Below are 20,398 nucleotides of genomic sequence, written 5' to 3'. Positions count from 1 at the left end.
CCTGGCCCCGTCCGTTCTCAGCGCGGGCCGTCGTCCAGCGCCTGTTCGACCAGTTCGAAAAGATCGCGCCCGGGCGCCACCGTCGCGGGCGCGGTCTGCCAGTGCGGATCGCCCTCCACCCGCGCCACATCGTGGGCGAAGGCGCGCACGCCGCCGTCGCGGACGCCGGTGCGCAGGCTGTGTTCGCCGTCGTGGAGCAGGTGGATGAAGCGCGAGGACTGGTCATTCCAGGCGACGCGGGCGCGCCGTGCGACCTGCAGATCGGCGCTGAAGGGCGGGTCGCGTCGCGAGAACGTGAAGTCGCGGGCCGCCGATTGCGCGATCAGCGCGCGCGGCGCGACCAGCGCCAGGTAGGTGGACAGGTCCACGTACTCGTTGATGTCGGCGTTGAGCCATTGCCAGCATTCGTGATTGCCGTTCCAGGCCATCACCTGCAGGTCGGGCATGAAGCCGCCGAGCACGGTCAATCGCACGCGCGTATCGAGCGCAGCGGCCTGCACGGCGACCTCGGCGCCCATCGACAGCCCGGCCAGCACGATCCGGTCGGGGTCGACGTCGTCGCGCGCAAGCAGGTAATCAATGGCGCGCATCACGTCCCAGGCGCGTTCGCCATCCTGTTCCCACTCGCTGCTCTGGCCGTCGCGGCTGATCGCCGGATGCGCATGGTTGCCGCCATCGGGGTCATCGCCGTAGTCGCGGTGCGACACGTCCAGGCCGAGCACGACGTGGCCGCGACGCGCAAAGGCATCGCCGTACCAGTACATCCAGGCATCGGGATCGAACATCTGCCAGGCGCTGCTGGCGTGGCCATTGAGCACGATGACTGCCGGTCGGCGTCCGCCTTCGGCGGCAGGCGTGGCGATCCAGCCGTGTGCATGGCGTTCCAGTGCCGTGCCATCCCCGGCCGTGAACGTCCATCGGAACGCCAGTTCATCCAGCGTGTAGTTCGCCGGCCACTGTTCCGGCATGTCGTCGCGCCCTTCATCGATGCGACGGCTGCGGCGCGCCGGCACACGGGCCTGCAGCACCTGGACTGACGTGTCCACCGGATCCGGCGCGCCGGCCATCAGCAGGTGCGCGACGCGTCGCCGCGTCAGCGCCTGCCAGTCGTCGCGTTCCGCTGCCATCCGCGCAGACAGGCCGTAGCCCAGCAGCTCGGCGCGGGTGCCCTGCAGCGAACGCCAGCGGCCGTCGCCGTCGTGCCGGTAGCGGCCGTGCAGGCGACGGCCCTCGGCACGCGCCTCGAACTGCTCGATGCCGTCGGCCAGCGCTCGCTGGAAGCGCAGCGTCTCGCCGTCCCATTCGATGCCGGTCAGCGCGTATTCCAGTTCCTCGGCATTGGAATGGCGGCTGCGCGAGGCGAAGACCTTGTAGGTGCCGACGAGGTCCGTCCCGTCCGGGTCGTTGCCGCGGTCGATCCGGATTCGGGCCAGCCGGCCATCGGCAAGCTGGACATCCCAGGACCTCGGCACCCGTTCCTGGTCGAAGCGGCGGGCATGCCAGCCGGTCACGACCTCGATGAAACCGCTGGCGGCCGGCATGTCCGAATGGTTGCCGAGCAGCGTCGCGCGTCCGCGCAGGACGCCGTCGACCAGCACGGCGCGATACCAGCGCCAGTGGCCTTCGATGCCGCTGCGGAACGACAGCGTGCCGGTCTCCGGCTGCCAGTCGATGCGTTCGATCTTCTGCGCCGGTTCGCCTTCACGGCGGATTTCCCCGAAGGCACGTCCGCCCTCGGCGCCCAGGTCGAGGACCAGTCGCCGGCCTCCCTGTTGGAGATGCCAGCGGCCGGCAGGCGAATCCGCGGCGAGTGCCGCGACGCCCGCATCCGCCGCGTGATCCGATGAGCAGGCGCCGGATAGCAGCGCGCCGGCCAAGAGGGCCGGCGCGAGCAATCGGGCGACAAGGCGACGCGGTTCCATCATGCCGTCCCTGGCGTGGTGGGGGAGCGCTCAGCCGAGCGCGGCTTCCAGCTCCGGGACCAGCGTGAACAGGTCGCCGACCAGGCCGAAGTCGGCGATCTCGAAGATCGGCGCCTCGGCGTCCTTGTTGATCGCCACGATGGTGCCGGCATCCTTGATGCCGGTGAGATGCTGGATGGCGCCGGAGATGCCGATCGCGATGTACAGCTCCGGCGCGATGATCTTGCCGGTCTGGCCGACCTGCATGTCGTTCGGCACGTAGCCGGCATCGACCGCGGCGCGCGAGGCGCCGACACCGGCACCGAGCTTGTCGGCCAGCGAGTAGATGATGCGGAAGCTGTCGGCCGAACCCAGGGCGCGGCCACCGGACACCACACGGGACGCCGTCTGCAGGTCCGGGCGGTCGCTCTTGCCGGCCTTCAGCTCGACGAAGCGCGTGTGCGTCGGCAGCGCGACGTCCAGCGACAGCGCCTCGACGCTGGCGCCGCCGCCTTCGGCGGCCGCCGGGAACGATGCGGTTCGGACGGTGGCGACGATCGCGCCCGCCGGTGCGCTCACCGTGACGATGGCGTTGCCGGCGTACACAGGGCGCTTGAAGGTCTGCGCATCGACCACTTCCATCAGGTCGGAAACCTGCGGCACGCCGAGCAGCGCGGCGACGCGTGGCATCAGGTCCTTGCCGAAGGTGGTCGACGGGCCGAACACGTGGCTGTAACCGGCGGCAGCCTTGGCCACCTGGGGCGCCAGCACGGCGGACAGCGACTGCGCGTTCTCGGCGCGTTCCACCGTCAGCACGCGGCTGACCCCGGCGATCTGGGCGGCCTGCGCGGCGATGCCGGCGGCATCGGCGGCCAGCACCAGGATATCGATGGCTTCCGGCGACAGCTTGCCGGCCGCCGTCACGCACTTGGCGGTGCTGGCGTTGAGCTGGCCGTTGAGGTGCTCGGCGACGATCAGGATCTTGCTCATTGGATATGTCCTCGACTGAGGTGCGGGACGGAGCGGGCTCCGTCCGTGCAAGGCGGATGCGGAATCAGACCAGGCCCTTGGCCTTCAGGGCGGCGACCAGCTCGGCGACGTCCTTGACCATCACGCCCTTGCTGCGCTTGGCCGGCGCGGCATAGTGGCTGGCGGTCAGGCCGGCGGCGGCTTCGACCCCGAGGTCGGCGAGCGCGATCGTCTCCAGCGGCTTGCTCTTGGCCTTCATGATGTCCGGCAGCTTGATGAAGCGCGGCTCGTTGAGGCGCAGGTCGGTGGTGACCACCGCCGGCAGGTCGATCTCGATGGTTTCAAGGCCGGCGTCCACTTCGCGGGTGACGCGGGCGACCTGGCCGTCGACGACGATTTCCGAGGCGAACGTCGCCTGCGGGCGATCCCACAGCGCCGCCAGCATCTGGCCGGTCTGGTTGGCATCGTCGTCGATCGCCTGCTTGCCCAGCAGCACCAGCCCCGGCTGTTCCTTCTCGATCAGCTTGAGCAGAATGCGCGCCGCTGTCAGCGGCTGCACGACCTCGTCGGTGACGACGTGGATGGCGCGGTTGGCGCCCATGGCCAGGCCGTTGCGCAGATGTGCCTGGGCATCGGCCGGCGCGATGGTCGCGACCACGACTTCGCTGGCGATGCCCTTCTCGCGCAGGCGCAGGGCCTCTTCCAGCGCGATCTCGTCGAAGGGGTTGGGCGACAGCTTGACGCCTTCGGTCACCACGCCGGAACTGTCGGGCTTGACCTGGATGCGGACGTTGTAGTCCACCACGCGCTTGTAACCGACCAGGATCTTCATCGTCTCGATTGACCTCGATGCAGGGCGCGCCACCGGCGGCGGGGCGGCCGGAGGCGGGAAAATGGGGTCGCCATTGTAGCCGGCCGCGCCGTACGGGGCAGCATGGGCCGGCGATTCCGATTCAACCTCCGGCACGGATGGGGCATCATGATCGCCACCTCCAGCGCCTGCCCATGCCCGAGCTCCCCGAGCACAACCTGCCCCTGCTGGCCCGCACCTGGGCTGAACTGCGGCGCCGGAAGGTCGTCCGGGCCGGCGTCGGCTACGTGCTCGTCGCCTGGGTGGTACTGCAGCTGGGCGAAATCACCTTCGAGCCGCTGGGCCTGCCCGGCTGGGTGATGACCTGGACCATCCTGCTCGCCGTGCTCGGCCTGCCCGTCGTGCTGGTGCTGGCCTGGGTGTTCGACCGTGGCGAAGGCGGCCTCACGCGCGACCGTGGCGGTGTCGGCGGTGTCGGGCCCGCGCGGCTGTTCGCCCTGTTCGTGGTCCTGATCACCGTGGGCGTGGCGGCATGGTGGCTGTCCGATGTCTATCGCGACATCGACGGCGACGGGGCCGGTCCCGCGCCGCAGGCCAGGTCGGCGCCCGCCGCCGCGGCGCCTTCCGCGCCACCCAATTCGATTGCCGTGCTGCCGTTCGACGACATGAGTCCGGCGCGCGACCAGGGCTGGTTCGCCGACGGGCTGGCCGAGGAGCTGCTGGACCGGCTGGCGCGCGTGCAGGGCCTGCGCGTCGCGGCGCGCACCTCGTCGTTCGCCCTGCGCGAACGACGGCTCGATGTCACGGGGATCGGCCAGGCGCTGAACGTGGCGACGGTGGTCGAAGGCTCGGTGCGCAAGGCCGAAGGGCGCATCCGCATCACCGTGCAGCTCATCGACGCCGGCAACGGCTATCACCTGTGGAGCGAATCCTACGAACGGCCCGACCGCGACATCTTCGACCTGCAGGACGAGATCACCACGGACATCGTCGCGAACCTGCGCCGACGCATTCCCGGGCTGACCCGGGATGTTCCCGGCCCGGCCGCCCGCGCGGCGGTCGGCAGCGCCGACACCCGCGACCTCAAGGCACACGAGCTGTACCTGCAGGGACGCGTGCTGTGGCGCCAGCGCACGCCGTCCTCGCTGGCGCGCGCGGCAGCGCTGTTCGAGCAGGCCATCGAGATCGATCCCGACTATGCGCGTGCCTGGTGCGGCCTGGCGGATTCACGGCTGTTGCTGACCGACTACGGCGGGGTGTCGGCGGCGGAGGCCGTGACCCTGGCGGAACCGGCGGTCGTGAAGGCGCTGACGCTGGCGCCGGGCCTGGGCGAGGCCTGGGCTTCGCTGGGCCTGCTGCGCTTCACCGCAGGACAGCTCGACGCCGCCGAAGGCAACCTGCTGGAAGCGATCCGCCTCGATCCCAACTACGACATGGCGCTGATGTGGCTGGGCGGCCTCTACGGTCGCCAGGGCCGCCTCAATGCACGCGGTGAAGTCCTCGAACGCGCCCTGGCGATGAGCCCCCTTGATCCGGCGATCACCGTCAACCTTGCGAACAACCGCTACGCGCAGGGCGACAACGAAGGCGCACGGCGACTGCTCGTCGACCTGCTGGCCGTCATCCCCGACAGCAACGTCGCACGCGTCAACCTCGCCACCTTCGAGCGCAACAACGGGCGCCTGGTCGAATCGCTGCGCCAATCCGACCTGGCATGGCGGCAGGATCCGGAAGGCCCGAACGCCATCATGGGCCTGATCATGTCGCTGTCGGCGCTGGAGCGCCTGGACGAGGCCGAACGCCTGACGACGAGGCTGCCCTCGACCCTGCCGATGCGGCACTGGCTGGAATTCATGCTCCAGCTCCAGCGCGACACGCAGGCGCCCTTGTCACTGGAACTGGTGGCACGCCTGGAGCAGGTGCTCGGCCGCTCCGAGCCGGTCGCCGCGGAATACCAGCCGTTGCTGTGGCTGGGCTGGCTGTCCGACTACCGCAACGGCCAGAGCGATCGCGCCATGCGTTCGCTGCGCAAGCTGGTCGAGGTGCAGGGCGGCGGCCTTCTGACCACCGACCAGCTCAACCCCGCCGCCGGCCTCATCCTGCTGCTGCGCCAGTCCGGCGCCGACAGTGAAGCGGCATCGGTGCATGACCTGCTGCAGCAGAGCCTGCAGCAGGCGCACGAGCAGGGCCTCAGTGGTGCCGCCACCGAATTCGGCGAGGCGACACTGCTGGCTGTCGATGGCGATGCGGAGGGCGCGCTGGCAAAGCTGGACAAGGCGATGGCAATGGGATTCAACGAACGCTGGATGGTCGACATCGATCCGCGACTTGACGCCCTGCGCGACCTGCCGCGCTTCCGGGAGCTGCGCGACGACCTCGTGCAGCGCATCGCGGCGCAGCGCGAACAGAGCCTCGCCGTGGCCACCTACTGACCGGCCAACAACAGCACCTGCCACACGACGCGCCGCGCAAGCGGTGGTCGAACGTTACCGATGGAGATCCCCATGACGACCCCTGCATCCCGCGTCGGCCTTGTCGGTCTGGGCGCGATGGGCGAACCGATGGCGCGCCACCTGCATGCCGCCGGCCTGCTGGCCGCGGTCTGGAACCGCAGTCGCGACAAGTCCGGGCGCTTCGCCGCCAACACCGGCGTGGCGCTGCCGCAGACACTGGCGGAACTGGCCGCCGCCTGCGACGTGGTGGTGACCTGCGTGTCCGCCGACAGGGACGTGCTGGATGTGGTCGATGCGCTGTGTGCCGGCCTGCAACCGGGGTCACTGGTGATCGACACCTCGACCGTCGCGCCGGCGACCGCGCGCAGTGCGGCGCAGCGCCTGGCCGCCATCGGCGCCGACTTCATCGACGCGCCGCTGACCGGTGGCGTCGAAGGTGCACGCAACGGCACGCTGTCGGTACTGGTCGGCGGTACCGCCGACGCCTTCGAACGCGCGCGGCCGGTGCTTGCAACCTTCGGTCGGCGCGTGGTTCGCTTCGGCGACGTCGGCGCCGGGCAGGCGACCAAGGCGGTCAACCAGGTGATGGTGGCAGGCATTGCCGAAGCGGTGTGCGAAGGGCTGGCCCTGGCCGAGCGCCTGGGCCTGGACACGGATGCACTGATCGACACGCTGGGCAATGGTGCCGCCGGCACCTGGTTCATGGACAAGCGCGGCCGCACCATGCTGGCCGGCAAGTTCGACGTCGGATTCAAGCTCCGCCTGCTGCACAAGGACCTGGGCATCGTCGCCGCGCTGGCCGAAGAGGCCGGCATGACGCTGCCGACTGCGACGGCCGCCCAGGCCGACTACGCGCACCTGCTGGAAGCCGGCTATGGCGATGAAGACATTTCCTCACTGATCCGCCTCAAGCTCGCGTGAGCATGGCCACGGAGCTCGCCGCGCCTGACCGGAAATCGACCGGCGACGGCGACCCCGGCGGCCATGTGTGCGAGACTCCGGTGGTCGCTGGTGCCGGTACCGGTCGCAGCCCATCCACCTTCCGGGAATCAATGCCATGAATCGATGCCTGCTTTCGCTTTCCGCCGCCGTCGCGCTGGGCACGTCCGCCAGTGCCTGGGCGCAGCCGCCCGCCGACCTTTCGCTGCAGCCGGTGATCACCAGCGGAACGGTGTCCGGTGCCACCGGCCTGCGCCACGCCGGCGACGGCAGCGGCCGGCTGTTCGTGCTCGAGCAGGGCGGCAATCTCAAGATTATCCAGAACGGCGTCGTCCTGGCGCCGACGTTCCTGACACTGAACGCCTCGACGCCGGGTGGTTTCACCGGCGGCGGTGAAAGCGGCCTGCTCGGCGTGGCCTTCCATCCGCAGTTCGCCAGCAACCGCAAGTTCTACGTCAACTACACTGACGGCAATGGCGATACGCGCATCGTCGAGTACCAGGCATCGGACAGCAACCCGAATGTCGCCGACCTGGGCACGCGCCGGCAATTGATGCTGATCGCCCAACCGGACTGGAACCACAACGGCGGCAACCTGCTGTTCGGACCGGATGGTTACCTCTACATCGGCATGGGTGACGGCGGTGGCAATGGCGGCACGGGTGCAGGCCGGAGCCAGGCCCTGAACTCGCTGCTCGGGAAGATGCTGCGCATCGATGTCGATGGCAGCGCCGCGAATGCCCATGCCTGCGGCGGCACCGGCACGCTGCCGTATGCGATTCCGTCCGACAATCCGTTCGCCAATGGTGGCGGATGCGCGGAGATCGCGTATATCGGCCTGCGCAACCCGTGGCGCTGGAGCTTCGACCGCGTGACCGGTGACCTGTACATCGGCGACGTCGGCCAGAACGCGATCGAGGAAGTCGATTTCGTCGCCGCCGACCAGCTCAACCAGATCCATAATTTCGGCTGGAAGTGCTACGAGGCGAGCAACGTCTACACGAACTGCTCCGGCGGCATGGCCTATCCGCATGTGCTGCCGATCATGCAGTACCCGCGCAGCCAGGGTTATTCGATCACCGGTGGCTACATGTATCGCGGGCCCATCCAGGGCCTGCGCGGCACCTATATCTTCGGCGACTACGGTTCGCGCAAGATCTTCTTCGCCAACAAGGTCGGCACGAGCTGGACCTTCAGCGAATGGGGAACGGCGCAGAGCGGCGGCATCACCAGCTTCGGCGAGGACGAAGAGGGCAATGTCTACGTGGTGCGCAGCGGCGGCGTCGCCATCACGCGCTTCACCTCCACTGACATCAAGCCCATCGTCCATACCGTGACGCCGACGGTCATCGGACCCGGCGGCAGCATCGATCCGTCCGTGCCGCAGGAAGTCGAAGAGGGCGATACCGTCAGTTTCGAGATCCTCGCCGATCCGCACTTCGTCATCGACGAGGTCAGTGGTTGCGGCGGTGTGCTGTCCGGTACCACCTGGACCACCGGGCCCATCGACGCCGACTGCGAGGTGGTGGCGGTGTTCATGCCTGATGCGGACGTGATCTTCTACGACGGCTTCGAGGATTCACCGCTCTGATGGTTCGGCCGGGATGTCCGCGGGCGGACATCCCGTGCCACGCGGCGTCGGCCTTGGGCCGATGGTCGGAATCATGTCGATTCCGTCACGCGAATAACGGAATGTTCCCACGCCAGCGCCCCCGGTCGAGATAATCGGGCGCTCCATCATTCCCGGGGCCCGCCATGCGCATCACCTCCACCCGCCTGCTTGTGTCCGCGATCGGCCTGGCATCGACGCCGGCCATCGCCCAGACGATTCCCGACGATCTCGCTCTCAGTCCGTTCATCACCTCCGACATCAGCGAACCGGTTGCGCTCCGGCACGCCGGCGACGGCAGCAACCGCATCTTCATCGTGCAGAAGAACGGCACGATCCGGGTCGGCCAGCTGGCCGCGGATGGCTCGCCGCCGCAAACGCTGACCAATTTCCTGAGCCGCAGCGTGACCACGTCCAGTGAAAGCGGCCTGCTCGGACTGGCCTTCCATCCGGATTTCGCCAGCAACGGGTATTTCTACGTCGCCTTCACGGCGCCGGCCGCCGAGCCGCGTCTGGGCGGTTCGCCCGACCAGGTGATCGCCCGCTACTCGGTGTCGAAGGAGAATCCGGACGTCGCCGATCCGGACAGTCGCCTCGACATCATCCGCATCCCGGACCTGGCAGGCAACCACAATGGCGGCGACCTGCATTTCGGACCCGACGGTTATCTTTATTACTCGTCCGGTGATGGCGGAATTACTCGTCCGGTGATGGCGGACCGCAGAACGACCCGCACGGCTTCGCGCTGTGCAACTGGAAAAAGCCGGCCGACAACTCACCGAACAACTGCGCGCCCGGTGGTGGCACCAATTACTGGCTGCTGGGCAAGATCCTGCGCCTCGACGTGGACAACGCGACCGCCAGCGCCACGGCCGAAATGTGCGGCGCGACCGCGGGACAACCTGCGAACTATTCGATTCCGGCCGACAATCCCATGGTCGGCAGCAGCTCGACCTGCGACGAGATCTGGCACACCGGCCTGCGCAATCCCTGGCGTTTCAGCTTCGACCGCGCCACCGGCAACATGTACATCGGCGACGTCGGGCAGGGCGCGCGCGAGGAAATCAGCTTTGCACCCGAGGGTGAGGCGCGGCACTTCGGTTGGGGTTGCATGGAAGGCTTCCGCATCAACAAGCAGTCGCCACCGTGTGTGAACAGCACCAGCAATTCGTTCCCCGGTTCGACGCTGCCGATCCTCGACTACCCGCGCAGTGATGGTGGCGCGATCAGTGGCGGTTACATGTACCGCGGACCGATCCGCGCATTGCATGGCAGCTACTGGTTCGGCGATTCCAACAACGGCCGCGTCTGGTACGCCACCGATTCCGCCAGCCCGTGGCCGAAGACGCAGTTCACCACCCATCCCGGCAACGTCGGCTTCGGCGAGGACGAGGCGGGCAACGTCTACTCGGTCAGCATCAACGGCAATATCCGCAAACTGACGTCCGACGACAGCATCTTCTTCCACGACTTCGAATGAACGACGCGCAGGTGCCGGCGCTACCAGGCCGGCACCTGCATCCGGTTTGCCACCGGACCGGGCGGCACGAACACCTCGTAGTCGTGGCAGTAGATCGAATCGTCCGGACCGCCGGGGCATGGCGGGCGCACATCGAAGTCATGCCAGCGGCAGTGCGCCTGCTCCGGATCGGCGGCGCAGGCGAGCAGGGCCGCGCCATCGGTCGTTGCCGCATCGGTGATCGCCCAGAGTACGCCGTTGCCGGCATCGGCAGCCAGCAGCGGATCGCTGTCCAGGCGCAGCTCCAGCCAGAACGTGACGGCATTGGCCGGCACGCCGGTGCTGCGCTGGCAGCGCACTTCCTGGCCATCAGCGAGGCTGCCGGTGGCGGTGCAGGAGACCGGGCCGCTGCTGCCCGCGAGTTGCTGGAAGCCGAAGCCGGCCGGCAGCTTGGCAAGGATCCGTGTCGGTGTCGCCGAGGTGGCGCCGCCCAGGTTGCGGTATTCGATGCGGAACGGGCTCTCGCTACGGCCCAGGTTGACCCACGGCTGTGGCGACGTCGAACCGGTCAGATGCAGGTCCGGCGTCGGCGCCGTCGCCAGGCCGAACCCGACCTCGGCGCATTGCAGCTGGTTGGGTTGCCCATCGCAATCCGTCGGCGCCGGATGCGCGCCATTGCCGATCGAGGCGTATACGCGCAGGGGGCCGGGCGGCTGGACACCGGGCCGGGTGCGCACGATCACCGAGTAGCTGCCGGTCCGCTCGGCAGCATTGGGCGAGGGATGGCGGATGTTGCCCTGGCAGCTCACCACATCCCCGCCGTGTGGCCCGGACGCGGCACTGCAGGTGTGGCTCGGCGCCGACGGTGAGCTGACGCCACGGTATTCCAGTTCCGGTGGCAGCACCAAGGTGGTGGTGGAGATGCGGCCGCCGTCATAGCCGACCACGCGGTGGCGCACCTGGATAGGGCTGTCCTGGCCGATGATCATCGGCTCGTTCACCGACAGCGAATCCAGACCGATCCACGAAGCGAAAACCGAAGCGCTGCGTTCGACGCAGCCGGTGTTGCCGGAAATGCTGCTGCAGACGGGCGGATCCGGCAACGGGTAGGCGTCGTAGTCCACCGTGTAGCGCGCCGTCACCTGCGAGGCGCCCTGGAACAGTCCGATCGGCCCGGCGTCCAGCGCCAGGATGATCTGGTGTGCGCCGCCGGTCAGCAAGGTGGTCTTGGTGCACTGGATGCTGATCGGTGCCGCGCCGCCGCCCGTGGCTGGCTGGCAGGTGGTGCCGCTGGGCAGTGACAGCGGCGCCATGGCCGTAAAGCCTGGTCCCAGCGTCAAGGTGATGTGGTAAGGCGCCGGCGGTGCCGGATTGCCGGCACGCGACATCGCCAGCACGATGCGGGGGCCGAAGTTGGCCGTGCCGTTGGTGTCGCTGTAGATCACCTGCGGCGATCCGCTTGATCCGGTCCAGTAACCCAGATGGGAAATGGACATGTTCAACGGATTCTGCGCCACCGCGATGACGGGTGACAGCAGGGTGAAGAGGATGAAGGCTCCTGGCCGGATCGACATGGCCGCACTCCCTGTGAAGGACAGCGCCAGTGTCGCCATCCCGGCCGAACCTGGGGGCCCCGCGAATGAGGGGGCGACCGTCAATCCATGAAGATCAGGAACGCCGCGGCGATGATCAGCGCAAAGCCGAGCAGGTGGTTCCAGCGGATGGCTTCGCCGAGGTAGAACACCGAGAAGCCGACGAAGACGCACAGGGTGATGATTTCCTGGATGGTCTTCAGCTGCACGGCGGAATAGACGGCGTGGCCCATGCGGTTGGCCGGGACCTGAAGGAGGTATTCGGGCAGCGCGATCAACCAGCTGATGGCGATGACGGCGATCAATGGCGCGGCCTTGTACTTGAGGTGGCCGTACCAGGCAAAGGTCATGAAAATGTTGCTGCCGATGAGCAGCAGGATCGGTGTCAGGTAGGCGGACATCGAAGGCATGGCGGCACCGGAATGGATGGGCGGTGGCGCCTTATGCGCCTTTGCCGCGCGCAGCGCAATAGCGGAGAGGTTCCGGTCCCGGCCTGCCCGGCTTCCCCCTGCGGCCCGCCAACGGCCAGCAGCGCCGGGCGGGTGGCCCCGCGCCATGAGCCATTGTGGCGAGCGATCAGCGATCAACGATCAGCGATCAGCGATCAGCCATCTGCCATCTGCCATCAGCCATCAGCCATCAGCCATGCGCGGTGAACCATGATCTGTGAGTGGTGAACGGTGAGCGGTGAGCGGGCAGCCGCCTGCCGGCAGCAACGGGACGCGAGCCGACCTTCGCGGGCTCATCGCGGGGCTTGCGGATGGATGATCTGCCAGCGGCTGCGTCCTCAGGCGCGCAGCGATTCGGCCGGCGGCGTCCGCGTGGCGGTGCGTGCTGCCGTCCACGCCGCCAGGGCGCAGACCGCCAGCGCCGCGAACAGTGCCCAGGCGAACATCGATGCCGAGGGCCGATAGTCGAACTGGAAGACCTGGCTGCCCAGCAGCAGGCCGGCGGTCGCGGCCAGCGCGCTGGCGATGACCGCGGCGATCGCGCCGAGGCCCAGCCATTCCAGCGCCAGCAGCCTGGCCAGTTCGCGGCGCCGGATGCCCAGCGCGCGCAACAGGGCCGCCTCGCGGCGGCGCTCGGCCTGCGCATAGGCCAGGGCGCCGAGCAGAACCAGCGCCGAGGCGGCCAGCGCCAGCAGCAGAAGGCCTTGCGCGGCGCTGGTGAGCTGGCCGACGAGCTCGCGGATGCGCGCCAGGATCGCGCCGACATCGATCGCCGACAGGTTGCCGTGGGCGCGCGTCACCTCGCGGATGGCGGCGCTCTCCGGCGGCAGGTGGAAGCTGGCGATGTAGGCGTGGGCGATGTCCCTCGCCGCGGCAGGCGCGAGCACGACGAAGAAGTTCACGCGGAAGGAATCCCAGTCGGTGCTGCGAAGGTTGGTGATGCGCACGTCCACATCGCGCTCGCCGATGCGCAGGCCGAGGCTGTCGCCGAGCTTCAGGCCAAGGCGCCCGGCGAATCCGCGTTCCAGCGAAACCTCGCCGGCGCTGCCGTCACCCTGCCACCATTCACCCTCGGCAAGCGTGTTGCCTTCGGGCATCGCGGCGCTCCAGCTGAGGTTGAGCGGACCATCCCGCCAGCGCTGCATCGAGGGCTCCGGCGGGATGTGTTCGCTGGCCGGCTTGCCGTTGATCGATACCAGGCGGCCGGTGGCCACCGGCATGTGGCCGAGGCGCGCCGCGCCATTGTCCTGCAACCGATCGATGACCTGCGCGCGCTGTTCGGGCTGGATGTTGAGCAGGAACCAGTTCGGTGTGTCGGCCGGCAAGCTGGCGCGCCATTGTTGCAGCAGGTCGGGACCGACCTGCGTCGCAATCAGCAGTGCCGTCAGGCTCAGCGTGAGTGCGGTGCCCTGCAGGATGGCGAGCATCGGCTTGCGCGCCAGCCGCGTCAGGCCGATGCGCCACAGTCCGCGCAGGCGCGGCGCGAGCAGGGCCATGGCGCGCACGGCCAGCCAGACCAGCAGCGCGCAGAGCAGCGCGGCGGCGACCAGCGCGCCGATGAGGATCAGGACCAGGCGAGGCGTACCGCCGAGCAGCACGCCGGCAACGGGCAGGGCCAGGATCGGCAGCAGCAGCCAGCGGGCGGAGCGACCGGGCACTGCCGCGGCCGACTGCAGCGTGCGCAGCGGCGACACGCGCAGGAGGCTGAACAGCGGCGGCAGCACGCTGGCCAGCAGCAGCACCGCCAGCATCAGCACGCCGGGCAGGGCGGCAACCGGATCCGCCCGGGGCAGGTCGAGCGCGTAGCGTTCCGCCAGCATTCCGCTGAGGACATGTTCAGCCGTTGCCCCGGCCAGCATGCCCAGCAGCAGGCAGGGCAGCGACAGCAGCAACACCTGACCCAGCGGCAGCAGCAGCGTGTCACGGCGACTGGCGCCGAGGCAGCGCAGCAGTGCGGCGTTGTCGGCTTCACGCTCGGCAAAGCGCGCCAGTGCCAGCCACATGGCCAGCGCGCCGAGGGCCAGCGTCAGCAGCAACGCAAGGTCGATGAAGCTGCGGCCGCGCTCATAGGCGCCGCGCAGCGTGTCGGCGGTGTCTTCGACGCGACGCAGGCGCTGGCCGCCGTCGAGCTGGGGCTCCAGCCACGCGGCAAAGCGCCGGATCGCCGCCGGTTCGCCGGCGAACAGCTGGCGGTAACCGGGCCGGCTGCCGGCGCCGAGCAGGCCGGCGCGCTGTGCATCGTCCAGCCGCACCAGCAGGCGCGGCGCCAGCGCGAACAGCTGGGAGCCGTCGGGATCTTCGGTCAGCTCGCCGGCGATGCGGACGTCCAGCTCGCCGAACTCGATCATGTCGCCGGGTGCGACACCCAGCGCGTCGAGCAGGCGCGCATCGGCATAGGCGGTACCCCCGTGCGGAATGGCCGCATCCCGTTCGACGCCATCGCTGCCGCGCACGCGCAGGGCGCCGCGGACGGGATAGTCGCCGGCCACGGCCTTCACATCGGCCAGCTGCTGGCGCTCGCCGGCGAACAGCATGGTCGGGAAGCCCAGGCTGTCCGCGACGCGCAGGCCGGCTTCACGCGCGGCCCCGGAAAACGCGGCGGGCAGCGGCGCCCGGGAGGACAGGCTGAGGTCGCCTCCGTTCACCTCGGCGGCTTTCGCCAGCAGCAGGCTCTGCGTGCGCTGCGCGCCCAGCTGCACCGTAGTGAGCGCGGCGATGGCGAACAGCAGCGCGGCCAGGAACAAACGCGTCTCGCCCTGGCGCAGCTGTGCGCCCAGTCCGCGGGTGATCTGCCGCCGCAGTTTCATGCCGGCGCCACGCTGCGGCCGTCGGCGACGCGCAGGCACTGGTCGCAGCGCGCTGCCAGGTCAGGATCGTGCGTCACCAGCACCAGCGTGGTGCCGTGGTCGCGCTGCAGGTCGAACAGCAGGCCGGTCACGCTGCGCGCGTTCTCGCCATCGAGATTGCCGGTCGGCTCGTCGGCGAACAGGATGGGTGGTGCATGCACGAAGGCCCGGGCGAGCGCGACGCGTTGCTGTTCACCGCCGGACATCTGGTGCGGCAGGTGGCGCAAGCGCGTGCCGAGGCCGACGCGTTCCAGCGCCTGCCGGGCACGGTCGGCTGCATCATCGAGACCCGCCAGGTCGGCGGCGACCATGACGTTCTCCAGCGCGTCCAGCGTCGGGATCAGCTGGAAGGACTGGAAGACGAAACCGACCAGGCGCCGCCGCAGGGCGGCGCGTGCTTCCTCGTCGAGGCCGGTGAGCTCATGGCCGTGCAGCCAGCTTCGGCCGCTGGTCGGGCGGTCGAGACCGGCCAGAAGGCTGAGCAGCGTCGTCTTGCCGGAACCCGAGCGCCCGACGATGGCCAGGCTGCGGCCGGGGTTCAGCACCAGGTCGATGCCCTCGAGTATGGTGAGCGCGCCGTCCGGGCCGTCCACGCGCTTGCCCAGCCCGCGCGCCTCGATCATCGCCGTGTCCAACTGCCTGCCTGTATCCGCCATGCGTCCGATCTTCCGTGTGCTGTTGTGCGTGTTGCTGCTGCCCTCCATCGCCTGGGCGAAGGGCGGCACCATCGTCATCCTGGGTGATTCACTCAGCGCCGCCCATGGTATGCCGGCGGAGTCGGGCTGGGTGTCGCTGCTGGCGCGGCGGCTGCAGGACCAGGGCCGCGACCATCCGGTCGTCAACGCCAGCATCAGCGGCGAAACCACCGCCGGTGGGCTGGCCCGACTGCCCGGGCTGCTGGCGACGCATCGGCCGTCGGTCCTGGTCATCGAACTGGGCGCGAACGACGGGCTGCGCGGCCTGGCGATCGCGCAGATCCGCGACAACCTCGCGGCGATGATCGAATTGGCGGACTCGGCGGGCGCGCGCGTCGTGCTGTTGGGCATCGAACTGCCGGTGAACTTCGGGCGCCGCTACCGTAGCGGGCTGCGTTCGATCTATTCGGAGCTGTCGCAGGCACACGGCACGGCGCTGGTGCCCTTCCTGCTGGAAGGCGTCGCGCTGGAACCGGAACTGGTCCAGGACGACGGCCTGCATCCGACCGCCCAGGCGCAACCGCGCCTGCTCGACACTGTCTGGCCGGTGCTGTCCGGCGTCCTCGAAGACCGGGCGAACCTGCCCTGACCTCGGCTGTCCCGGGCGGCGGCTGTCCCGGCAAGGATCAGCCGAACGGAACCAGGCGCCGCCAGAACGGCTTGCGGCGCACCACCGAGCGGTCTTCCGTCAGGAAGGCGTGGTCGGGGTGGTTCAGCTGCAGCACGCGTCGGGTGTCGTCGGCGAGTTCCTGTTCGCCCAGGCGCTCGTAGGCTTCCACCATCAGGGCCAGCGCGTCGCCCGTCTCCGGCGCCTGCTGGTAGTTCTCGAGCACGTACTTGCTGCGGTTGAGGGCCGCGACGTAGGCGTGACGGCGCAGGTAATAGGCGGCCACCTGGACCTCGTGCCGGGCCAGCGTATTGCGCAGATAGACCATGCGCTGGCGTGCATCGGCCGCGTAGGCGCTGTCAGGATAGTCGCGCAGCAGCTTGGAGAAGTCGGTGAACGCCTGGCGCGGCGCGTTGAGGTCGCGGTGGGCGGGGTCAAGCTCGACGAAGCGCCCGAGGAAGCTCATTTCGCGGTAGAAATTGACGATGCCGCGCAGATATTGGGCGTAATCGGCCTTGCTGTGGGTGGGGTAGGTCTTCAGGAAGCGGTCCACCGCCGAAATGGCCTGGTCGGGCTTTTTTCCCTTGTAGAGCGCGAAGGCCAGGTCGAGTTGTGCCTGCTCCGTATACAGTCCGAACGGGAAGCGCGCGATCAGGCGCTGGTAGTAGCGGATGGCCCGGTCGTTGTTGCCGTTGCTGAGCGATTCGCGGGCGATTTCGTACAGCTGGTCAACCGGCAGCGTCTCGGTCTTGTCCAGCCGCTTGCCGCCACAGGCGGCGACCAGCAGCAGAAGGGACAGTAGCGACAACAGGCGCAGGCAACGCATCATGCGCATCATTCCATCGAGCGGTAAGAACGGCAGATGATAGCGGAAACCCCGAACGGGCCGGCGCAACAGCGGGCCATCCAGGCTGAACGGCTGCAGGCCAGAGCCGATGTCCCCGACAGCGCCGGCGGCCGCCGCGTCGACCAGGTCGCCGCCGAGCTGTTCCCGGAACATTCGCGCAGCCGGCTCGGCGACTGGCTGAAAGCCGGTGCGCTGCGGCTGGATGGCCGCACGGTCAAGCCCAGCGAGCGCGTGCTCGGCGGCGAAGTGCTCGTTCTCGACGTCGAGCTGGCCCCGGTCGGCCACGATGCACCCGAGGCGATCGACCTGGACATTCTTCATGAGGACGCCGCCTGCCTGGTGCTGAACAAGCCGCCCGGACTGACCGTGCATCCGGGCGCCGGGCAGTCCTCGGGCACGCTGGTCAATGCCCTGCTCCACCGCGAACCGGCACTGGCGATGCTGCCGCGTGCAGGTCTCGTCCACCGCCTCGACAAGGACACTTCCGGCGCACTGGTCGTCGCCCGCACGCTGGCGGCCCATACCGCCCTGACGGCCGCCCTGGCCCGCCGCGAGCTTCACCGCCAGTACATCGCCGTGGTCCAGGGCGTGGTCATTGCCGGCGACAGCATCGATGCGCCCATCGGCCGCCACCCGCGCGACCGCCTGCGCAAGGCGGTTCGCGAGGACGGCCGGCCCGCCACCACGCATTACCGGGTGCGGGAACGCTGGCGCGACCACAGCCTGCTCGAGCTGCGGCTGGAAACCGGCCGCACGCACCAGATCCGCGTCCACCTCGCCCACATCGGGTTCCCCATCGTCGGCGATCCGCTGTACGGCGGCGGCCTGAAACTGCCGCGCGGCGCCAGCGAGCCGGTGCGTGAAGCCCTGCGCGGCTGGCGACGCCAGGCACTGCACGCCGAGAGGCTGGCGTTTGCCAGTCCGGATGGCGGCCAGGCCGTCGATGTGCTGGCACCACCGCCGGCCGATCTGTCGGCCCTGGTCGATGTCCTGCGCGCGGGCTGACAGGGACGGCAATGGAACGCAAGTGAGCGGCCTGGTGATGCGCGACGACCACGGTGGCGGCCTGATCATTCCGGACTGGACGCCAGCTGCGGCGGTCGTGGCCGTGTCGACGACCCGCCATGCGCCGGGCGTGTCCTCGGCACCGTTCGGGCGCTGCAATCTCGGCGCGCGTTGCGGCGACACGCCGGCGGCCGTGGCCGGCAATCGCCTTGGCCTGATGTCCGCGCTGGGATTGCCCTCGGCGCCGTGGTGGCTGCAGCAGGTCCACGGTACCGGCGTTCTGCCTGTGGATCGCCGGCTGCCCGGACCCATGCCCATCGACGACGAGCCGGTTGCCGATGCGGCGGTCACCCGCACGCCGGGTGCGGTGCTGGCGGTATTGACCGCCGATTGCCTGCCGGTGCTGTTCGCCGCCGACGATGGCAGCGTCATCGCCGCCGCCCATGCCGGCTGGCGCGGACTGGCGGCCGGCGTCCTGGAAGCGACGGTCGCGGCCATGGCCGCACCGGCATCGCGGATTTCCGCCTGGCTGGGACCGGCCGCGGGTGCTTCCGCCTATGAAGTCGGCGAGGAGGTCCGTGCCGCTTTCGTTGACCGCGACAGTGGTGCCGCGACGGTGTTCGAGCCGACGCGACCCCGTCACTGGCATGTGGACCTGTACGCACTGGCGCGGCGCCGGCTGGCTGCCGTCGGTGTGCACCACATCAGCGGCGGCGGACACTGCACGATCAGCGACCGGCGCTTCTATTCGCATCGCCGCGACGGCCGCACGGGTCGCATGGCCAGTCTGATCTGGCTGCGCGACTGAGGCGCCTGGATCATGCCCGCCGCGTTCCGCACCGTCCTGGGCGAAGCCTTCGCGACGCTGGCGCCGGCCGTGCAGCGCCTGCATGCCAGTACCGGCACCGCCGTGTGGAGCGGATGCGTGGTCGTCCGTCGCGGCAGCGGCCTGCTGGCGGGTTGCTGTGCGTGGATGGCAGGCCTGCCGCCGGGCATGGGCGAGTCGCCGCTGCGCGTGCAACTCCGTTGCAGCAAGGGCGTTGAAACCTGGCAACGTCATTTCGCCGGCCATGCCATGCACTCGCAACTGCGTGCCGTCGATGGCGTGCTGGTCGAGGCACTGGGTCCGCTGCGCTTCGTCTTCCGCCTTGATGCGCTGGATGGCGCGATCCACTGGACGGTGCGCTCGGTCCGCCTGTTCGGCGTACTGCCGCTGCCGGCATCCTGGTTCGCCGGTGTGTGCTGTCGTGAATATCAGCGCGACGGCCGTTATGCTTTCCAGGTGCAGGCCGCGCTGCCGCTGCTTGGCGAAGTGATCGCGTATGAAGGCTGGCTCGAACCCACCTGAAACATCACCCGGGCCGGTGATCGTGTTCGATGGCGTTTGCCTGCTGTGCAATGGCTGGGTCCGCTTCCTGCTGCACCATGACCATCGCCGCCGATACCGCTTCGCCGCCATGCAGGACGATGCGGGTCGCGCGCTGCTGCAACAGCACGGCCTGGACCCTGATGATCCTGCCTCGATGTTGCTGGTCGATGGCGATCTTGCCCGCCGCGATACCGACGCCATCCTCGCCGTGCTCACCGGCCTGGGCGGCGCATGGCGCTTGGCTGGCGCGCTGCGCATTGTGCCGGGCCTGCTGCGCGATCCGCTGTATCGCTGCATCGCGCGCAACCGCTACCGCTGGTTCGGCCGTCGTGAGCAGTGCCTGCTGCCCGATGCCGCGCTCCGCGAGCGGTTTCTGTAGGTCTTCCCGACCGCCTCGGCGGTGCGTTTCGATGCGGGTGCAGGCAGTCGCCTATTCGCAGCGTTCGACAACGAAGTCGAAGCCGCGTGCCTTGAGTTCAAGGATTGAGCGTCCGGCATCAAGGGTGACAGCACCGATGATGTGTTCGACAACGCTGCCGGCTTCGATGCGGAACGGGCCTTCAAGCTGGCGTCGGCCCACCGCATCCTGCACCGCGATGGTCACCCGGCGCGGTTCCGTGCCGGCGTTGTGTATCCGTGCATGCACCGGTCGATTGACCGCCAGACGTGTGGTGACGGTCTCGATGAACGGCGTGAACGTAATGCCATCGCAGGCGTTGCTGGCTGCGTTGCTGCCACAGCCGGTGGTCAGCGCCGTGGCACCGATCAGGGTGAGGCGAATGAGAGTAGCGATCATGGATATTTCACTCCGTAACTGGCTTGCTTGCGTGAATTCGGCAGAATGCGA

Annotated in this window: 18 protein-coding genes and 1 pseudogene; 10 read left to right on the top strand and 9 right to left on the bottom strand. The window is 68.9% G+C overall.

The annotated features are described in order from the left end of the window. Positions 1-17: 17 nt before the first annotated feature. The 3 genes from EDC25_RS08210 to EDC25_RS08200 all read right to left on the bottom strand — a co-directional run bounded on the left by EDC25_RS08210 (position 18) and on the right by EDC25_RS08200 (position 3,702). The gene (locus tag EDC25_RS08210; protein ID WP_164483864.1) at positions 18-1,922 is read right to left on the bottom strand and encodes an alpha/beta hydrolase; all 1,905 of its coding nucleotides are present in this window, start codon (positions 1,920-1,922) and stop codon (positions 18-20) included. 30 nt (positions 1,923-1,952) lie between these two features. Further along, positions 1,953-2,891: an electron transfer flavoprotein subunit alpha/FixB family protein gene (locus EDC25_RS08205; protein WP_123520749.1), complete on the bottom strand. Its 939-nt coding sequence runs from the start codon at positions 2,889-2,891 to the stop codon at positions 1,953-1,955. Between the two features lie 64 nt (positions 2,892-2,955). Continuing rightward, positions 2,956-3,702 (bottom strand): electron transfer flavoprotein subunit beta/FixA family protein, encoded by a 747-nt coding sequence (locus EDC25_RS08200; protein WP_123520750.1) that lies wholly within the window; start codon positions 3,700-3,702, stop codon positions 2,956-2,958. Between the two features lie 173 nt (positions 3,703-3,875). On the opposite strand from EDC25_RS08200, the gene EDC25_RS08195 reads away from it, so the two are divergent. The 5 genes and pseudogenes from EDC25_RS08195 (at position 3,876) to EDC25_RS08175 (ending at position 10,162) form a co-directional block, all read left to right on the top strand. After that, positions 3,876-6,113 carry a tetratricopeptide repeat protein gene (locus EDC25_RS08195; protein ID WP_132577404.1) on the top strand — a complete coding sequence of 746 codons (2,238 nt, stop codon included), beginning with the start codon at positions 3,876-3,878 and terminating at the stop codon, positions 6,111-6,113. A 72-nt stretch (positions 6,114-6,185) separates the two neighbouring features. Beyond that, entirely contained in the window at positions 6,186-7,055 is an 870-nt protein-coding gene (locus tag EDC25_RS08190) for an NAD(P)-dependent oxidoreductase (protein WP_123520753.1), read from the top strand. A 136-nt stretch (positions 7,056-7,191) separates the two neighbouring features. Next, positions 7,192-8,664, top strand: a complete 1,473-nt coding sequence (locus EDC25_RS08185) for a PQQ-dependent sugar dehydrogenase (protein WP_205984828.1) — start codon at positions 7,192-7,194, stop codon at positions 8,662-8,664. A gap of 164 nt (positions 8,665-8,828) precedes the next feature. Beyond that, positions 8,829-9,320, top strand: a pseudogene (locus EDC25_RS15170) (PQQ-dependent sugar dehydrogenase); the annotation flags it as partial. Positions 9,321-9,526: 206 nt separating this feature from the next. Further along, positions 9,527-10,162 (top strand): PQQ-dependent sugar dehydrogenase, encoded by a 636-nt coding sequence (locus EDC25_RS08175; RefSeq protein ID WP_123520754.1) that lies wholly within the window; start codon positions 9,527-9,529, stop codon positions 10,160-10,162. 20 nt (positions 10,163-10,182) lie between these two features. On the opposite strand, the gene EDC25_RS08170 is transcribed toward EDC25_RS08175, so the two are convergent. The 4 genes from EDC25_RS08170 to EDC25_RS08155 all read right to left on the bottom strand — a co-directional run bounded on the left by EDC25_RS08170 (position 10,183) and on the right by EDC25_RS08155 (position 15,651). Next, positions 10,183-11,715: a hypothetical protein gene (locus tag EDC25_RS08170; RefSeq protein ID WP_132577401.1), complete on the bottom strand. Its 1,533-nt coding sequence runs from the start codon at positions 11,713-11,715 to the stop codon at positions 10,183-10,185. 80 nt (positions 11,716-11,795) lie between these two features. Beyond that, complete coding sequence (locus EDC25_RS08165; protein ID WP_123520756.1) at positions 11,796-12,143, bottom strand: DMT family protein; 348 nt, start codon at positions 12,141-12,143, stop codon at positions 11,796-11,798. A 377-nt stretch (positions 12,144-12,520) separates the two neighbouring features. Continuing rightward, on the bottom strand, positions 12,521-14,989 hold the full coding sequence (locus EDC25_RS08160; protein ID WP_132577400.1) for an ABC transporter permease: 2,469 nt from the start codon (positions 14,987-14,989) through the stop codon (positions 12,521-12,523). Continuing rightward, on the bottom strand, positions 14,986-15,651 hold the full coding sequence (locus EDC25_RS08155) for an ABC transporter ATP-binding protein (protein ID WP_240639556.1): 666 nt from the start codon (positions 15,649-15,651) through the stop codon (positions 14,986-14,988). The genes EDC25_RS08160 and EDC25_RS08155 overlap by 4 nt, the downstream gene beginning before the upstream one ends. 31 nt (positions 15,652-15,682) lie before the next feature. On the opposite strand from EDC25_RS08155, the gene EDC25_RS08150 reads away from it, so the two are divergent. Continuing rightward, a complete protein-coding gene (locus EDC25_RS08150; protein WP_123520759.1) occupies positions 15,683-16,312 on the top strand; it encodes an arylesterase in 630 nt (209 codons plus the stop codon). Between the two features lie 37 nt (positions 16,313-16,349). On the opposite strand, the gene EDC25_RS08145 is transcribed toward EDC25_RS08150, so the two are convergent. Further along, positions 16,350-17,165, bottom strand: coding sequence for an outer membrane protein assembly factor BamD (locus tag EDC25_RS08145; RefSeq protein ID WP_205984829.1), 816 nt, complete (start codon positions 17,163-17,165; stop codon positions 16,350-16,352). A 27-nt stretch (positions 17,166-17,192) separates the two neighbouring features. Between EDC25_RS08145 and rluD the strand changes: the two genes are divergently transcribed. From rluD to EDC25_RS08125, 4 genes are read left to right on the top strand one after another with little or no spacing between them, the layout of a single operon-like run. Continuing rightward, complete coding sequence (gene rluD, locus EDC25_RS08140) at positions 17,193-18,182, top strand: 23S rRNA pseudouridine(1911/1915/1917) synthase RluD (protein ID WP_123520760.1); 990 nt, start codon at positions 17,193-17,195, stop codon at positions 18,180-18,182. A 37-nt stretch (positions 18,183-18,219) separates the two neighbouring features. After that, positions 18,220-18,990: a peptidoglycan editing factor PgeF gene (gene pgeF, locus EDC25_RS08135; protein ID WP_123520774.1), complete on the top strand. Its 771-nt coding sequence runs from the start codon at positions 18,220-18,222 to the stop codon at positions 18,988-18,990. Positions 18,991-19,002: 12 nt separating this feature from the next. Then, positions 19,003-19,530 carry a DUF4166 domain-containing protein gene (locus EDC25_RS08130; RefSeq protein WP_123520761.1) on the top strand — a complete coding sequence of 176 codons (528 nt, stop codon included), beginning with the start codon at positions 19,003-19,005 and terminating at the stop codon, positions 19,528-19,530. Then, entirely contained in the window at positions 19,505-19,930 is a 426-nt protein-coding gene (locus EDC25_RS08125) for a thiol-disulfide oxidoreductase DCC family protein (protein ID WP_123520762.1), read from the top strand. Before EDC25_RS08130 ends, EDC25_RS08125 begins: the two co-directional genes overlap by 26 nt. A gap of 51 nt (positions 19,931-19,981) precedes the next feature. On the opposite strand, the gene EDC25_RS08120 is transcribed toward EDC25_RS08125, so the two are convergent. Further along, the gene (locus EDC25_RS08120; RefSeq protein ID WP_123520763.1) at positions 19,982-20,347 is read right to left on the bottom strand and encodes a hypothetical protein; all 366 of its coding nucleotides are present in this window, start codon (positions 20,345-20,347) and stop codon (positions 19,982-19,984) included. Positions 20,348-20,398 lie beyond the last annotated feature (51 nt).

This window comes from Pseudofulvimonas gallinarii, from assembly GCF_004343305.1.
Taxonomy (GTDB): Bacteria; Pseudomonadota; Gammaproteobacteria; order Xanthomonadales; family UBA2363; genus Pseudofulvimonas; species Pseudofulvimonas gallinarii.
This window is presented reverse-complemented; position numbering and strand designations above follow the sequence as displayed.